This is a genomic window from Tepidanaerobacter sp. GT38, from assembly GCF_021991635.1.
Classification (GTDB): domain Bacteria; phylum Bacillota; class Thermosediminibacteria; order Thermosediminibacterales; family Tepidanaerobacteraceae; genus DTU063.
This window is the reverse complement of the sequence record NZ_JAFFJA010000076.1, coordinates 18,831-33,113: the sequence shown is the minus strand read 5'-3', so window position 1 is coordinate 33,113 and position 14,283 is coordinate 18,831. Positions and strand designations below refer to the sequence as shown.

At 36.0% G+C, this 14,283-nt stretch carries 17 protein-coding genes; all 17 read left to right on the top strand.

Annotation, left to right across the window (positions count from 1 at the left end; translation table 11 throughout):
* Nucleotides 1-134: 134 nt before the first annotated feature.
* A complete protein-coding gene (locus JT739_RS10110; protein WP_237660995.1) occupies nt 135-767 on the top strand; it encodes a YigZ family protein in 633 nt (210 codons plus the stop codon).
* Nucleotides 768-800: 33 nt separating this feature from the next.
* Nucleotides 801-1,511, top strand: a complete 711-nt coding sequence (nadE, locus tag JT739_RS10105) for an NAD(+) synthase (protein WP_237660997.1) — start codon at nt 801-803, stop codon at nt 1,509-1,511.
* 69 nt (nt 1,512-1,580) lie between these two features.
* A complete protein-coding gene (locus JT739_RS10100) occupies nt 1,581-2,306 on the top strand; it encodes a YebC/PmpR family DNA-binding transcriptional regulator (protein WP_237660994.1) in 726 nt (241 codons plus the stop codon).
* Nucleotides 2,307-2,391: 85 nt separating this feature from the next.
* Nucleotides 2,392-2,949: a BofC C-terminal domain-containing protein gene (locus tag JT739_RS10095; protein ID WP_237660993.1), complete on the top strand. Its 558-nt coding sequence runs from the start codon at nt 2,392-2,394 to the stop codon at nt 2,947-2,949.
* 60 nt (nt 2,950-3,009) lie between these two features.
* On the top strand, nt 3,010-3,501 hold the full coding sequence (gene ruvC / locus JT739_RS10090; protein ID WP_237660992.1) for a crossover junction endodeoxyribonuclease RuvC: 492 nt from the start codon (nt 3,010-3,012) through the stop codon (nt 3,499-3,501).
* 10 nt (nt 3,502-3,511) lie between these two features.
* Nucleotides 3,512-4,093 (top strand): Holliday junction branch migration protein RuvA, encoded by a 582-nt coding sequence (gene ruvA, locus JT739_RS10085; protein ID WP_237660991.1) that lies wholly within the window; start codon nt 3,512-3,514, stop codon nt 4,091-4,093.
* A 13-nt stretch (nt 4,094-4,106) separates the two neighbouring features.
* Nucleotides 4,107-5,111: a Holliday junction branch migration DNA helicase RuvB gene (gene ruvB, locus JT739_RS10080; RefSeq protein ID WP_237660990.1), complete on the top strand. Its 1,005-nt coding sequence runs from the start codon at nt 4,107-4,109 to the stop codon at nt 5,109-5,111.
* Nucleotides 5,112-5,125: 14 nt separating this feature from the next.
* Nucleotides 5,126-6,631, top strand: coding sequence for a SpoIID/LytB domain-containing protein (locus JT739_RS10075; protein ID WP_237660989.1), 1,506 nt, complete (start codon nt 5,126-5,128; stop codon nt 6,629-6,631).
* 36 nt (nt 6,632-6,667) lie between these two features.
* Nucleotides 6,668-7,693, top strand: coding sequence for a tRNA preQ1(34) S-adenosylmethionine ribosyltransferase-isomerase QueA (gene queA, locus JT739_RS10070; protein WP_237660988.1), 1,026 nt, complete (start codon nt 6,668-6,670; stop codon nt 7,691-7,693).
* 15 nt (nt 7,694-7,708) lie between these two features.
* Nucleotides 7,709-8,350 (top strand): transporter associated domain-containing protein, encoded by a 642-nt coding sequence (locus JT739_RS10065; protein ID WP_237660987.1) that lies wholly within the window; start codon nt 7,709-7,711, stop codon nt 8,348-8,350.
* Nucleotides 8,331-9,452 carry a tRNA guanosine(34) transglycosylase Tgt gene (gene tgt / locus JT739_RS10060; protein ID WP_370642644.1) on the top strand — a complete coding sequence of 374 codons (1,122 nt, stop codon included), beginning with the start codon at nt 8,331-8,333 and terminating at the stop codon, nt 9,450-9,452. Before JT739_RS10065 ends, tgt begins: the two co-directional genes overlap by 20 nt.
* 93 nt (nt 9,453-9,545) lie before the next feature.
* Complete coding sequence (gene yajC, locus JT739_RS10055) at nt 9,546-9,827, top strand: preprotein translocase subunit YajC (RefSeq protein WP_237660985.1); 282 nt, start codon at nt 9,546-9,548, stop codon at nt 9,825-9,827.
* 106 nt (nt 9,828-9,933) lie between these two features.
* Entirely contained in the window at nt 9,934-10,320 is a 387-nt protein-coding gene (locus JT739_RS10050; RefSeq protein ID WP_237660984.1) for a TIGR04086 family membrane protein, read from the top strand.
* Nucleotides 10,321-10,408: 88 nt separating this feature from the next.
* Nucleotides 10,409-10,555: a six-cysteine ranthipeptide SCIFF gene (scfA, locus tag JT739_RS10045; protein ID WP_237660983.1), complete on the top strand. Its 147-nt coding sequence runs from the start codon at nt 10,409-10,411 to the stop codon at nt 10,553-10,555.
* A gap of 313 nt (nt 10,556-10,868) precedes the next feature.
* Nucleotides 10,869-11,174, top strand: coding sequence for a phasin family protein (locus JT739_RS10040; RefSeq protein WP_237660982.1), 306 nt, complete (start codon nt 10,869-10,871; stop codon nt 11,172-11,174).
* 105 nt (nt 11,175-11,279) lie between these two features.
* Nucleotides 11,280-12,611: a magnesium chelatase gene (locus tag JT739_RS10035; protein ID WP_237660981.1), complete on the top strand. Its 1,332-nt coding sequence runs from the start codon at nt 11,280-11,282 to the stop codon at nt 12,609-12,611.
* Complete coding sequence (locus tag JT739_RS10030) at nt 12,608-14,251, top strand: VWA domain-containing protein (RefSeq protein ID WP_237660980.1); 1,644 nt, start codon at nt 12,608-12,610, stop codon at nt 14,249-14,251. The genes JT739_RS10035 and JT739_RS10030 overlap by 4 nt, the downstream gene beginning before the upstream one ends.
* Nucleotides 14,252-14,283: the final 32 nt, after the last annotated feature.

Sequence of the window (14,283 nt, the reverse complement as noted above, 5' to 3'; positions counted from 1 at the left end):
GTGGTATTCGAATGACAATAATATGGAAAAAGGGCTGAAAAAGCCCTTTTTTTGTGTAGTGTAGTCCAAAGATATCTTTTATGTTATAATTAAAATTGGTATAGTTTTTGCCTTTGTTGAAAGAGGTATATGTAATGTGTAATGAATTTTTAACTGTAGCCAAACCTTCCGAGAGCTTCTATGTAGTGAAAAAATCTAAATTCATTTCAAATGTCATACCTGTCAGCGACATCAAAGAAGCGGAAGCCTATATTGAGAAGCTTCGTAAAAAATACTGGGATGCAACTCATAATGTCTATGCTTATTCAATAGGCCTAAACAGTGAAATACAAAAATTTAGTGATGATGGGGAACCTTCAGGTACAGCTGGTAAACCGGTGTTAGAGGTTATTAAATCAAAAGAGGTAAAGAATGTATTAATAGTTGTTACCCGTTATTTTGGAGGTATCCTTTTAGGGGCTAATGGGTTAATTAGAGCTTATAGTGAAAGTGCTTCACTTGGTCTAAAAAATTCCAATATCATTAAGAAAATTAAGTGTGATGTATTTCAAATAACCACAGATTACAATATGTTGGGAAAGTTGCAATGGGAATTAAATCAAAGGAATATTATTATCAAAGATATTAATTACGCTGAAAATGTAAAAATAGAAGTATTTGTTCCTATCAATTACAACATTAATCTTGAGAAGATTATCATGGATAAAACTTCGGGCAGTGCCCATATTAAATTTGTCAACAATGAATATATTACAAAGGAAATTTAAAGAACAAACTTCAAGGGGTGCTTTGTCTTGAACATGGATAAATTGTGCAGTGCATTGGTTACGTGGCTACAAGAATACGCCAAGCAAGCTGGAGCAGCCGGTGCAGTTTTTGGCATGAGCGGAGGAATCGATTCTGCTGTGGTCAGTGTTTTATGCAAAAAGGCATTTGAAGAAAATGCTCTTGGCCTTATCATGCCTTGTTACAGTGATGAAAATGACGAAAAAGATGCTCGTTTAGTAGCTGATAAATTTGGTATAAAATATCATACTGTAGTACTTAACAGTGTATATGATGAGTTTTTAAATGCTGTGGAGCAGACTGATAAAAAAATGGCAAAAGCCAATATAAAGCCTCGCCTTAGAATGATGACACTGTATTACTATGCAAGCATAAAAAATTATCTTGTGGTAGGTTCAGAAAATAAAAGTGAGCTTACTGTAGGGTATTTTACAAAATATGGTGACGGCGGAGCAGATTTATGGCCTATCGGCAATCTCGTAAAAAGTCAAGTAAAACAGCTTGCATCCTATTTAGGCATTCCGCAAGAAATTATAGACAAACCGCCTGCAGCAGGGCTTTGGAAAGGCCAAACAGATGAGCAGGAAATGGGAATAACCTATGATGAACTTGACCAATACATTTTGACAGGACATGCAACTGCTCCTGAAATAGAGGCTAAAATCAAAGCACTGCATAAAAATAGTGAACATAAGCGACGACTGCCTTTGATTCCAGACTTTTAGTCGAGAAATTTATTGAATTATAGTTCCAAATTTGCTAATTCTTCAAAATAGATAAAGGGGGAATTTAATATGGCTGGACATTCAAAATGGGCAAATATAAAACATAAAAAAGCAAAAATGGATGCTCAAAAGGGTAAGATTTATACCAGATTCAGTAAGCTTATTATCGTAGCCGTACGCCAAGGTGGTCCCGATCCAAATTCCAATTATCGGTTAAAGGATATAATTGAAAAAGCCAAACAGGCAAACATGCCTAATGAGAATATTGTAAGAGCTATTAAAAGAGGAAGCGGCGAACTGGGCGGAGGAGATTATGAAGAAATCATGTATGAAGGTTACGGCCCTGGCGGTGTTGCTATCTTGGTTGATGCTACAACCGACAACAGAAATCGAACTGCGGGTGAAATGAGACACATATTTGACAAACACGGTGGCAATCTAGGTGAATCAGGCTGCGTTGCATGGATGTTTGAAAAGAAAGGCGTAATTTTAATTGAGAAAAAAGATGATACAGATGTTGATAGTATAATGATGTTGGCTATAGATTCTGGTGCTGATGATGTTGAGGAAACAGACGACTCTATTGAAATTACTACAAGTGTAGATAATTTTGAAGCAGTGAAAAACTCTTTAAGTGAAAACAATATTGATATTTTTTCTGCAGAGATATCATTTGTACCAAAGTCAACTATTTCCGTTGGCGAACCTGAAAGTGAAAAGTTAGAGAAACTCTTAGAAGCTCTTGAAGAACATGACGATGTACAAAATGTATATTCAAACTACGAACCGGCGTAGAATTTGACAGTAAAAAAGGAAAATTTGTATAATTTTGTTATAACTGGGCATACTATTTTTCCGAAGAATTGAAGGAGGAATAAGTATGCCTAAAAATTTTTTAAAGTACACGGTAATTTTAGCGGTTATTATTGTCATAGGTTTTAGCTATGGATACTTAAAAACATTTTTATCAATAACTGAACCCAAAGAGAATAATGATGTAAAAAATGCAGAACATGAAGTGATTCAAATTCCTGAAATTAGACTTAAGGCTGGTGCAAGGTTAATATACACCACATATTATATAAAATGTAATGATGAGATAATAGAGGAGAAAATTATTGACGAAAAATTGATAGGATGCACAAAGAGCCAACTAGAACAGTTAGAAAATGATTGGGAAATAACCAACTTTACACCTGAAGAAGTCAGTTTAACTAGGCAAATAAATGATATCTGTCCTAATCATTATTTTATAGGTATTCAGGACGGTTATGTAACGCTTTTTCAAGGCATTCCAGGCATAAAGTCAATTTTAATTGAACAGACGGATATTTTAGCAGATACTTTAAGGGAAGACGACAGGTTGATTTTAGAAAAAGGTCTTATAATAAAAGACGAACAGGAATTTTTAAAAATTAGGGAGGGTTTGACTAAATAGCCATTTTTCATGAAGAAGGAAAATCACCCTTAGATGTAGAATAACTCTAAGGGTGATTTTATGTTAATTATGGGTATTGACCCAGGTATAGCCATTAGCGGCTATGGCATTATTTCTGGAGAATGTAACGATTGCCGAATTGTTGAATACGGAGTTATAAGGACTCCTGCAACCCTTGAAATACCTCAAAGGTTAAGGCAAATACATGAAGGTTATATGAAGCTATTAGAAAAATATAAACCTGATTCTGTGGCTATTGAAGAGTTATTTTTTAACAAAAACGCAAAAACAATTATCACTGTAGGTCAAGCTCGCGGTGCTGCACTTTTAGCTGCAGCTTTATCTAATATTGAGGTATTTGAATATACTCCGCTTCAAGTTAAGCAGGCCATCGTTGGTTATGGCCGCGCCGATAAACATCAAGTGCAACAGATGATTAAAGTTTACTTTCATTTAGATGAATTGCCAAAGCCAGATGATGCCGCAGATGCTTTAGCTGTAGCTGTGTGCCATATGAACTCATATAAACTTGGAAAAATTTTGGACAGTTGAGGTTTTCATTATGTTGGATTATATAGAAGGTAAACTTGTTAAGCAAGAACCCAATTTTGCTATAATTGATGTAGGAGGTTTTGGAGTAAAACTAAATATTTCACTGTTTACTTTTAATAAAATTAAAGACAAGAATAATCAAAATGTACGGCTTTATACACACATAGTATTAAAGGACGATGCCATAGAACTTTTTGGTTTTCATGATGTGGTTGAAAGACAAGCTTATATGTTATTAAATAGAGTACCCGGTATTGGATCAAAAGCAGCAATTTCAATTCTTTCTTTAATGGATGTAGCGCAATTGAAAACAAGTATTTTAACAGAGGATGTAAATGCTCTTGTTAAGGTGCCGGGTATCGGCAAAAAGACAGCCCAAAAAATTATTTTAGAATTAAAAGACCGAATTAAAGACTTACCTGTAAGGTCTGACGAATTAAGCTATAATGCCATATTTGAAGCCAAAGAAGTGCTCGCTTCTTTAGGTTTCAATTCTATAGAAATACAGTTGGCTTTAGATAATGCGTCAATAAATGCTAACGATTCTGTAGAAGAAATAATAAAATCTGCGCTGAAAAAATTGTCAAAATAAAGGGTGAGTATAATTGGATCGAATTGTAACGCCGGCTGTAAAAAATAATGAGGAATTGGAGTACGAGCAAAGTATTAGGCCATTGAGCTTTGATGAGTACATAGGTCAGGATAGAGTTAAAGAAAACTTAAAGGTTTTTATAAAGGCAGCTTTAATGAGACGTGAAGCATTAGATCACGTTTTATTATTTGGGCCTCCTGGCCTAGGGAAGACAACGCTGGCACATATTATAGCTAGAGAACTGGGTGTAAATATAAGGATAACCTCAGGGCCTGCTATTGAGCGAGCAGGGGACCTAGCAGCCATACTTACAAATTTAGGGGAAAGGGATCTGTTATTTATCGATGAGATTCATAGACTCCATCCTAGTGTTGAAGAGATCTTATATCCCGCCATGGAAGACTTTGCTTTAGATATAATGATTGGTAAGGGACCTAGCGCCCGATCTATGCGCTTAACTTTAAGCCCATTTACACTGGTTGGTGCTACTACTAAAGCCGGACAGTTAACATCGCCTTTAAGGGACCGCTTTGGCGTAAATTTGCGTTTAGATTTTTATAACATACCTGACCTTGTGAAAATTATAAAAAGGTCTGCAACTCTTTTAAATGTTCCGATCGAGCATGAAGCCGCTGAACGTATAGCATTATGCTCGAGGGGAACTCCTAGACTTGCCAACAGGTTACTTAAGCGTATCAGAGACTTTGCACAAGTTAGAGGAAGTGGAGTAATTACCCTTGCTATTGCGGAAATGGGGTTAAGGGATTTAGAGATTGATAGTCACGGTCTTGACCAAAACGACAGGAAGTTATTATCCACAATTATTGACAAATTCCAGGGTGGTCCCGTGGGGATAGAATCTATTGCTGCAGCCCTTAATGAAGATGTTTCAACAATTGAAGACATATATGAACCATACCTCATTCAAAAGGGTTATATTTTTAGAACGGCACGGGGTAGGGTAGTTTCAGATAAGGCTTATGAACATCTCGGTAGAGAGAAATCAACTTCCAAATAGGAGGAAGTCTAGATATGAGAAAATATTTTTTATTATTTCTGTGTATTATATTTATTATATTTCCTAGAGTGGCACAGTCGGCAGAACTTTTGCCGGCCAAAATCAGGGTAGGCCTTTATTATGACAGTTCTGCCCTAAATTCATACCGGCTCATTTCAGATAATGGTTTTAAAGTGATGATAAGTAATAGAGACGAAAACTTTACAGTGATGACATTTTCTGATAAATTATTAAAAGTGTATACTGATGATTTAGATGCTTTTACACTTTTGAAAGATAATATCAAGGATAAGCAGGATGCTTTGGAATATGCGTTTAAGCTTGAAAAGGACGGTGTAGAAACTTTCCTGCTATTTGACGGAAGTTGGTCTGTATGGGCAAAAGCAGGTAATAATAGATTCTCAGATAGTGGTACTTTTTTAGTAGTTAAAGGTGAAACGAAAAACCCTGGCTTACTTCTTCCCTTTAATGTTCAACAACCTGTATTTTTTGAAAACGCTTCTCCTGATGGTTTGATTGCTGTTGAAGGGCTAAGATACCGTGGGAAGTTAAAAGTGACCCCGGCTGGGGGGAAAAATATTCAGGTTGTAAATGAGCTTGGTCTTGAAGAATATTTGTATGGTGTAATCCCACTAGAGATTACTCCAAGCTGGCATGAAGAACTTTTAAAGGCTCAAGCGGTGGCAGCCAGGACTTATACCATCGCAAATCTGGCCAAATGGGAAAAATATGGCTTTGACATTGGCGCAAACTCGTCAGATCAAGTGTATGGAGGCTACGATGCAGAAAATGCGAGAACTAATAAAGCGGTAGATGAAACTGCGGGGCAAATCATCGTTTACGATAATGAGCCAATAATGGCCTTTTACCATGCTGACAGTGGCGGCCGCACGGAAGCCTGTAAAGACGTTTTTAGTACGGATCTGCCTTATTTACAGCCGGTTGATGATGTGTTTTCTGCTGATTCTCCCTACTCTGAATGGGAAATTACTTTAACTTTAAAAGATATCAGCAGTCGGGTTAGCTCTGCTATACAGAATATAGGTGATATACGCCAGATCTCCATAGAGGAGAGGAGTCAGGCTGGGAGAGTAAAAAAGCTGCATTTAAAAGGCAGTTTAGGGGAAACAATTATTGAAAAAGGCCAAATTAGAAGTGTACTTGGGCTAAAAAGCAATTTTTTCGATATTTTGGGAGGCCAAAACATTTCCGTAACAGTTTTTTCCGGAGAAAACGCAAACAAGAATATACAATTGGAAGGCAAGTGTGTAATAACTGACCAAGGTATGACCGTTTTCTCAAGCGGACAAGCTGTTCTTTTAGCTGCAGAAAAATCAAGGGTTGTAAAATCCCAAGGTTCGGAAGGTACATTGACCTTCAAAGGCAAAGGTTTTGGTCATGGAGTTGGATTGAGCCAATGGGGAGCTAAAGCCATGGCAGAAAACGGGTATAATTACGTAGACATTTTGCTACACTACTATAAAAACACGCAAATAAAAAATATAAATGAAACCATTTAAGTAATATAAAATAAAAGATTGAGGAAGTAATCTACTATGAAACTTGAGGAGTTTGATTTTTACCTACCAGAAGAACTTATTGCTCAAGAACCTATTGAAGACCGTTCAAAGTCTAGGTTATTGGTTTTAAATAAAACCAGTGGAGAGATAGAACATAGAATTTTTGAAGACGTAATATATTATCTGAGACCAGGTGATTGTTTAGTTTTAAACAATACGAAAGTCATTCCTGCCAGGTTGATTGGGCGACGGAAAAATACACACGGAAAAATAGAAATGGTGCTTTTAAAACCAGTTGATGTTGATATCTGGGAGGTATTAGTTAAGCCTGGTCGCAGAGCTCACATCGGAGAAGAGATAGTATTTGGAGATGGTCAGCTTGCAGCTAAGGTAATAGATATTACTGACTTTGGCGGTAGGATCGTTGAGTTTTTTCACGAAAGGCCTTTCCAGGAAGTTTTACATGAACTTGGTGAAATGCCCACACCGCCTTATATCAAGAAAAAATTACAGGATGAAAACCGATATCAAACGGTCTATGCTGTAAAACCTGGTTCAGCTGCAGCTCCAACGGCAGGGCTTCATTTTACACAGGAGCTTTTAGAAAAGATTAGGCAAAAAGGTGTCTCTATTGCTTTTATAACCCTTCATGTAGGCCTTGGAACTTTTAGACCCGTTACAGTCGAAAATATCCAAGAACATAAAATGCATGCTGAATATTATGAAATAAGCCACGAAGCCGCAGATTTGATTAATTCAACCAAACAGGTCGGGGGAAAGGTTATTGCGGTAGGCACCACTTCAACCCGAACTTTAGAAACTGTCGCTGATGTAAACGGAATAATAAAACCGGGTAGTGGCTGGACTGATATTTTTATTTATCCTGGATATAAGTTTAAAGCTGTAGATGCACTAATTACCAATTTTCATCTTCCAAAGTCAACGCTAATAATGCTTGTTTGTGCTTTTGCGGGAAAAGAAAAGGTTTTTAGAGCATATAAAGAGGCAGTAAATGAAAAATACCGATTTTTTAGTTTCGGAGATTCAATGCTTATAATGTAAGGTTGGTGTCTACAAGTGAAATTATCTTCTAAAGTAGCAAAAATCGTTAAAGTATTAGAATTAATGCTTGCTTTATTTCTAGCTGTAGGAGTCATTATAGGTTTTATTGATATTCTAAGATACTTTAAAACAATATATTATACATCTCCAATGGATACTTATCCGATGATGCAGACCTTTTTAGGGCATATTTTAACTTTAGTAATAGGTTTGGAATTGGCTGTTATGCTTGTTAGACACACACCAGCGGGAGTTATAGAAGTTTTACTGTTTGCAATAGCCCGCAAAATGATAATTGAATCTAAATCAATGTTTGACATACTATTAGGTGTAGTAGCTATTGGGGTGCTTTTTTTCATAAACAAGTTTTTTGATCCTGCTAGAAATTTTGTTACAGAATCCAATATAGTAAATCCTGCCATCCTTGTCAAAGATATTAATAAAAGGTTAAGTACAAATATTCCGGAGGATTTAGGCAACACTATTGGTGGAGTAGTAGCAAATTTATCTGCAGAAACTGGCGAGGAACTTGAACGAGGCAAAACCTTTAAAGTTGCTGATGCTGAAATCACCATTTTATCTATGGACGGTAAGCTAATCAAAGAATTAAAGGTAGTAAAGACCGAAGAAGAGGATGATGTACGCCATGCAATTTGAAGTCTTAAAACAATCGTCAAATACTTCTGCTAGATTAGGCTTATTAAAGACACCACATAATAGTTTTAAAACTCCCGTATTTATGCCGGTCGGTACCCAAGCCACCGTAAAGACCATGACTCCTGATGAATTGGAACAAATAGGAGCAAAAATAATATTGAGCAATACTTATCATTTATATTTAAGGCCGGGTCATGAACTGGTCAAAGAGGCCGGTGGTTTACACAAGTTTATGAATTGGCAAGGTTCTATCTTAACTGACAGTGGCGGCTTTCAAGTTTTTAGCCTTGGAGACTTAAGGGAGATAAATGAAGAAGGAGTGACCTTTAGGTCTCACATTGATGGTTCACTTCATTTTATCGGCCCTGAAACTTCTATTGAAATACAAAATGCCCTTGGGGCTGATATTATTATGGCCTTTGATGAATGTATACCATATCCTGCTACGTACGATTATGTGTTAAACTCTGTAGAAAGAACCACAAGGTGGGCAGAAAGGTGCCAGAAAGCACATAATAATCCGGAAAGACAAACGCTTTTTGGCATAGTACAAGGTGGCATGTATAAAGATTTGAGGCAAAAAAGTGCCCTTGATATAACATCACTTGGATTTAAAGGGTATGCCATAGGCGGTTTAAGTGTAGGCGAACCAAAAGAGTTAATGTATGAAATACTTGAATTTACGGTTCCCTTTCTTCCAAATGATAAACCCAGATACTTAATGGGTGTGGGCGCACCGGAAGATTTATTTGAAGGTGTTATCAGGGGTGTAGATATGTTTGACTGCGTCCTGCCTACACGCATAGCACGAAACGGCACGGTGTTTACCGGAAACGGAAAATTAGTTGTTAGAAATGCGGTTTATGCCAGAGATTTTAGCCCCCTTGATCCTCATTGTGATTGTTATACTTGTAAAAACTATACGCGTGCTTACATACGGCATTTGATAAATACTAATGAGATACTTGGCATTAGACTAACTACAATACACAATTTATATTTCCTAATAAACTTAATGAAACAAATTCAAGCTGCTATTGAAGGTGATTATTTATTGGATCTAAGAGATGAATTCTATATAAATTATGGAATAAAAAGCTAAAAGATTTTTTATCATTCCACTAATAAAAAAGGATTTTTTCCTTTGATATAGAACTTTATACATAAATATTAACTGAAAGGGTGGGTAGCTACTTTGGATTCATTTCTAAACCAATTTGGACCACTTATAATAATTTTTGCAATTTTTTATTTCATGATCATTCGGCCGCAACAAAAAAGGGAAAAAGACCGTAGAAATATGCTTGCGAGCTTAAAAGAAGGCGATGAAGTAATTACTATTGGCGGCATATATGGTAAAATTCTCAATTTGAAAGAAGATGTAGTAACTTTAGACGTTGGTGACAAGATTAAAATCAAAGTGACAAGGTCTGCCATTGGAAATGTAATTAAGAAATCCGAAAAAGACGAAAAATAGCCATAAACTCTGATGAACTTAGAACAAAAGCAGGAGAAAATCTCTTGCTTTTTGTCATATTATGCCTCCTCTTAAAAATAAAGTATATAGAGAGGAGGGATTATATATGAAATCACAATCAAACGGAAAGCGTTGTTTAAACTTAATAAAGATTATAAAAGGTGTTTTTAAAGCATATTTAGTTACAATCTTCTTTTTTTTGATTTTAGCGTTGATTATGTATTTCACAAATTTATCTGAAAGCATCATTCCAAAAGCTGTAGTGGTTGTCAGCGCTGTGAGCATACTTTTAAGCGGCATTAATACAACAATGGACGTGGATAGTATGGGTTGGTTACACGGAGGCCTAGTCGGTTTGCTTTATATGGGAATTTTGATCATCTTAAGCTTTTTCATAGTGCCATCATTTGCATTTAGCTTTAATATCGTTGTGGATATTTTATTGGGCTTTTTGGTGGGAGCATTGGCAGGCATAATCGGGGTAAGCCTTTAAGCATCAGTGATTAACTGCAAATCAATCTTTTCAATTTTTATACTATGTGCTATAATTTTTTTAGATTATATAATAGGAGGCAGCAGATATGAAACATATAGTGCCAATACATAAAGGTAGTTTAAACAAAGACGATCTAAATGTTAAGGGTTGTGGGGAGTGCCAATCTTCCTGTCAGTCAGCGTGCAAAACCTCTTGCACTGTGGCTAATCAGGTATGTTCAAAAGAAAAGTAAGACCATTGTCAACACAGTTGATGGGTCCCAAAATTTGTATCCAAAAAAAGGCCTAAAAGGCCTCTTTTTTATGTGAATTTTGATAGATAGTGTAACAATGGCAACCTTAAAACATAATTGAAATTAAGATAATGGTGAGCTGTTCTATTTTACAAAAAAGCTTTTAGTGAATAAGAGATGTAAAAAGTGAAAACATAAACATAATAGAAAAATAAAAGCTTTGCTTTTTTGGTAAGTTATTATTTTTAGCAAACAGCGAGTGCTTTGGGCTCATTTTATAAAGCTACACAAGCATTAAAAATGGGGTGATCCAATGTTAAAGCAGATGCTTTATGCTGGGATAGGCCTTGCAGCTATAACTAAAGAGAAAGCTGAAGAAGTCATTTCTGAATTAATCAAGAAAGGGGAAATGTCAAAAGAAGAAGGAAAAGATTTATTGAATACGTTGATAAATAGAATGCAGGAAGAAAGTGAAAGACTTAAGCTAAAGATTAATGAGCAGGTAGAACATACTATAACTTCGATGAATCTGGTTCGAAAATCCCAGTTAGATGAAATATTGCAAAGGCTTGATGAACTGGAAAAAAAATTAAACGAAATTCAAAGTAAAGAGGCTTAAAAAAGTCTCTTTTTTTTTGACTTAAATTTTTTGTGTCTTATAAAAATACCGTTTTCGGAAAAAATACTTAGTAAGTAAAAAAAGAGCTGTTGTGGAGGATAAATTATGAAGAAATATTCACAGATAGTAAGACATTCCGGCAATCTTCCTCTTTTTGATATATTAGACATATCAGTTGCGGGCACTCTTGCAGGAATACCTGTTCACGTTCATGCTGAAGGCCTGAGGGGTACAGGCAAAACTACAATAATAAGGGCTTATAAAGAAATACTGCCTAAAATTACTAGAATAAAAGGTTGCTTGTACAATTGCGATCCGGCAAGACCTCATTGTCCTGAGCACCGCCATCTTACAAGTGACCAAATAAAAAAAATAGGTGTAGAACAAATAGATATGCCTTTTTTAGAAATTTCCCCCTCTGCAAAAAAGGGAACTGTTGTAGGCAGCATTGATTTGAGTAAGTTATCATCTCAAGATACACCGGAAGCAGCGCTTTTGCTTGGAACAATTCCAAAAGCACATAGGGGAATTGTTTTTGTGGATGAAATAAATCGGATTGCCGATACCTCACCAGAAATTGTGGACCTATTACTGGACGTTATGGGTACAAAACCTGGGAGAATACAAATAGAGGAGGCAGGGCTACCTGTTTTAGAATTGCCTGTTCAAGTCAGTGTATGGTCTGCTTCGAATCCTGATGAAGAACCTGGACCATTGGAAGATATTCGGCGTCAGCTTTCGGATAGGTTTGATTTTACTGTGAAAGTTGAAAGGCCTACAGAAGTTTGGATAATTAAAAAAATCATTAACAGCAACTCGATACAAGACGACAATGTCTTAGCAACCCAAAAGACAATGCAATTTATAGAAGCTTGCAATACTTTGGAACAATATGAACCAACAAATGAAATAAAAAACATTTTGTCTTCTATTTACGTGGATTATAAAATAGAGAGCCTGCGCTGTATCGAAGCTTGTTTGTTGGGAATAAAAATAAGAAGTGCTCTTTTAAAGCGAAGTCCAAGCGTGGCTGATCTTGTCTTTGTTGCTCAATCAGCTCTACGCCATAGAGTAGATTTTAAAGAGTTAAACGATATTTTAAAAAGTCTTGATCAAAAAGATGTTTCAAAAGAAGTGCCTATTACGGCAAATTCTCCCGCTGAAAGTATAAGCAACAAACATGATACAGCAAAAACTACAGAAATCAATAGGGATAAAAATCAAAAAACAATTCCTTTCAATTTAGACTCTGTAAAGAATCTATTTAGACGATTTGCGGAAAACATTAAATCAGCTAAAGACGAAAAAAGGATAATGAATATATCAAATTCGAATCCCGAAAATATAAAACTAAAGGCGCCACCTCAAAAAGCAATTCCCATTGATAAGCTAGATGTTGCCGAATATGTAAAAACTGATGAGGAACTGATGAGATGAATCCTGTAATAAAGCTCCAAAAAGCATTAAATGAAAATAAAGGTGTTCGAATAGGTCAAACTGCTGTTGTGAGTCGAAAAGTCCACACAATAAACCCATCTACCCCGCAAATTGTGAGCATAATCGTTAATTCAGATGCTGGGCAAGTTTTTTATAATCGTTTATTGCCAAATGAAATTATTCATATTGACTTATTTCATGAAATAAAAACCTTTAATTTAAGGCAATTAGGTGACTTTGTCATAGAAGGTCTCAAAAGTAGCCCTTTTAGTCACTTGATGGACTATATTGATATTCAAACCGGTTCTGGAGGAGGCCGACTTACAGGGGATTTGTGCTATGGCAGATCAGAAAGCCTTAAAAAGTCCCATTTAAACCATGTTCATATTGCGGCTTGCATTCCTGAAGAAGAACTAGAAAGTATTTTTTTAATAGTAGCTAAAGTTGAACAAGCTCTTTTAAAGCAAGGTGTGGAACTTAGAAAGATCGAGAAAATATTGCACGAAATTGGGAAAAGGCCAATAGATTTGTCTTCATATGCAAGCCATTCAGATTCTAATTTAAGGCAGAATCAAAGTGTTCAACGAAGTGATATATTTGATGAAACTGTTGAGTTGATTGAGCATTTTGGAAGCATAAAACAAATCCAAGATGTGCTGGAGGCTATTCAAGGTAAAGAACGTTCCCATGCATCATTGCAGTCTTTACAAAAAAGATGCAGCGACTATGATGATATCGTGAAATATTTTGAAGAGAAAAATTTCGTGTATAGACAACAAAACAAGTATTACCTCACTCCTAGAGGTAAAGAGTTTAGTGAATTTATAAAAAGGAATCGAAAAGAGCTAGAGCATATTTTAAAGCGGACAATAAAAAATTTGCCTAAACTCAACAACTGTAAGGGATTTGAGAGTAATGGGTTTTCAAAGAAAGTAATCAGGGGCCAAACAGGGCCAGGCATTTGTGTGCCATATGATCCAGAAAATTGGCTTGAAGAAGTGAATGTGCCCGAAACTATAAGAAGGTCAATGATAAGAAGTTATTTTGAAAATAGCGGTTTTCATATTAAACAGCAGGACTTGGTTTGTGTTAGACGAGTACCTAAATTTCATCAGGATATTTGCCTAATTATTGATGCAAGTGCCAGTATGGCAGGATTTAGACTGAGAAATGCAAAATATTTGGCAAAGTACCTTATTCTAAGACCGTATACTAGAATAAGTATTTTAGCTTTTCAGGAAAAGGAAATAAATACATTTGTCCCATTCACCAGAAGCTATGAAAAACTGGAAAGCGGTTTGGATCAGATTGCGGCTACAGGTTTGACACCATTAGCTTTGGCTCTCGATAAAGGCGCGGAGTATATGAGCAAGAACAACTTGAAAAATCCACTGATTATACTCATAACTGATGGTATCCCCACCGTATCATTGTGGTCTTCAGATCCGATAAATGATGCTGTTTTGGCGGCCGGTAAGATTTCTGATAAAAAGATCAATTTTTGTTGCATAGGCTTACAACCGAATAAGGATTGCTTAATAAAAGTCACAAATGCGGCAAAAGGCAAGTTATATGTATTAGATGAACTTAACCGGGAAGTTTTAGTGGAGGTGGCAAGAAAGAGCGGTCAATTGCTGTAAATCGAGCTACGGCTCGATTTTTGTTGTTATTG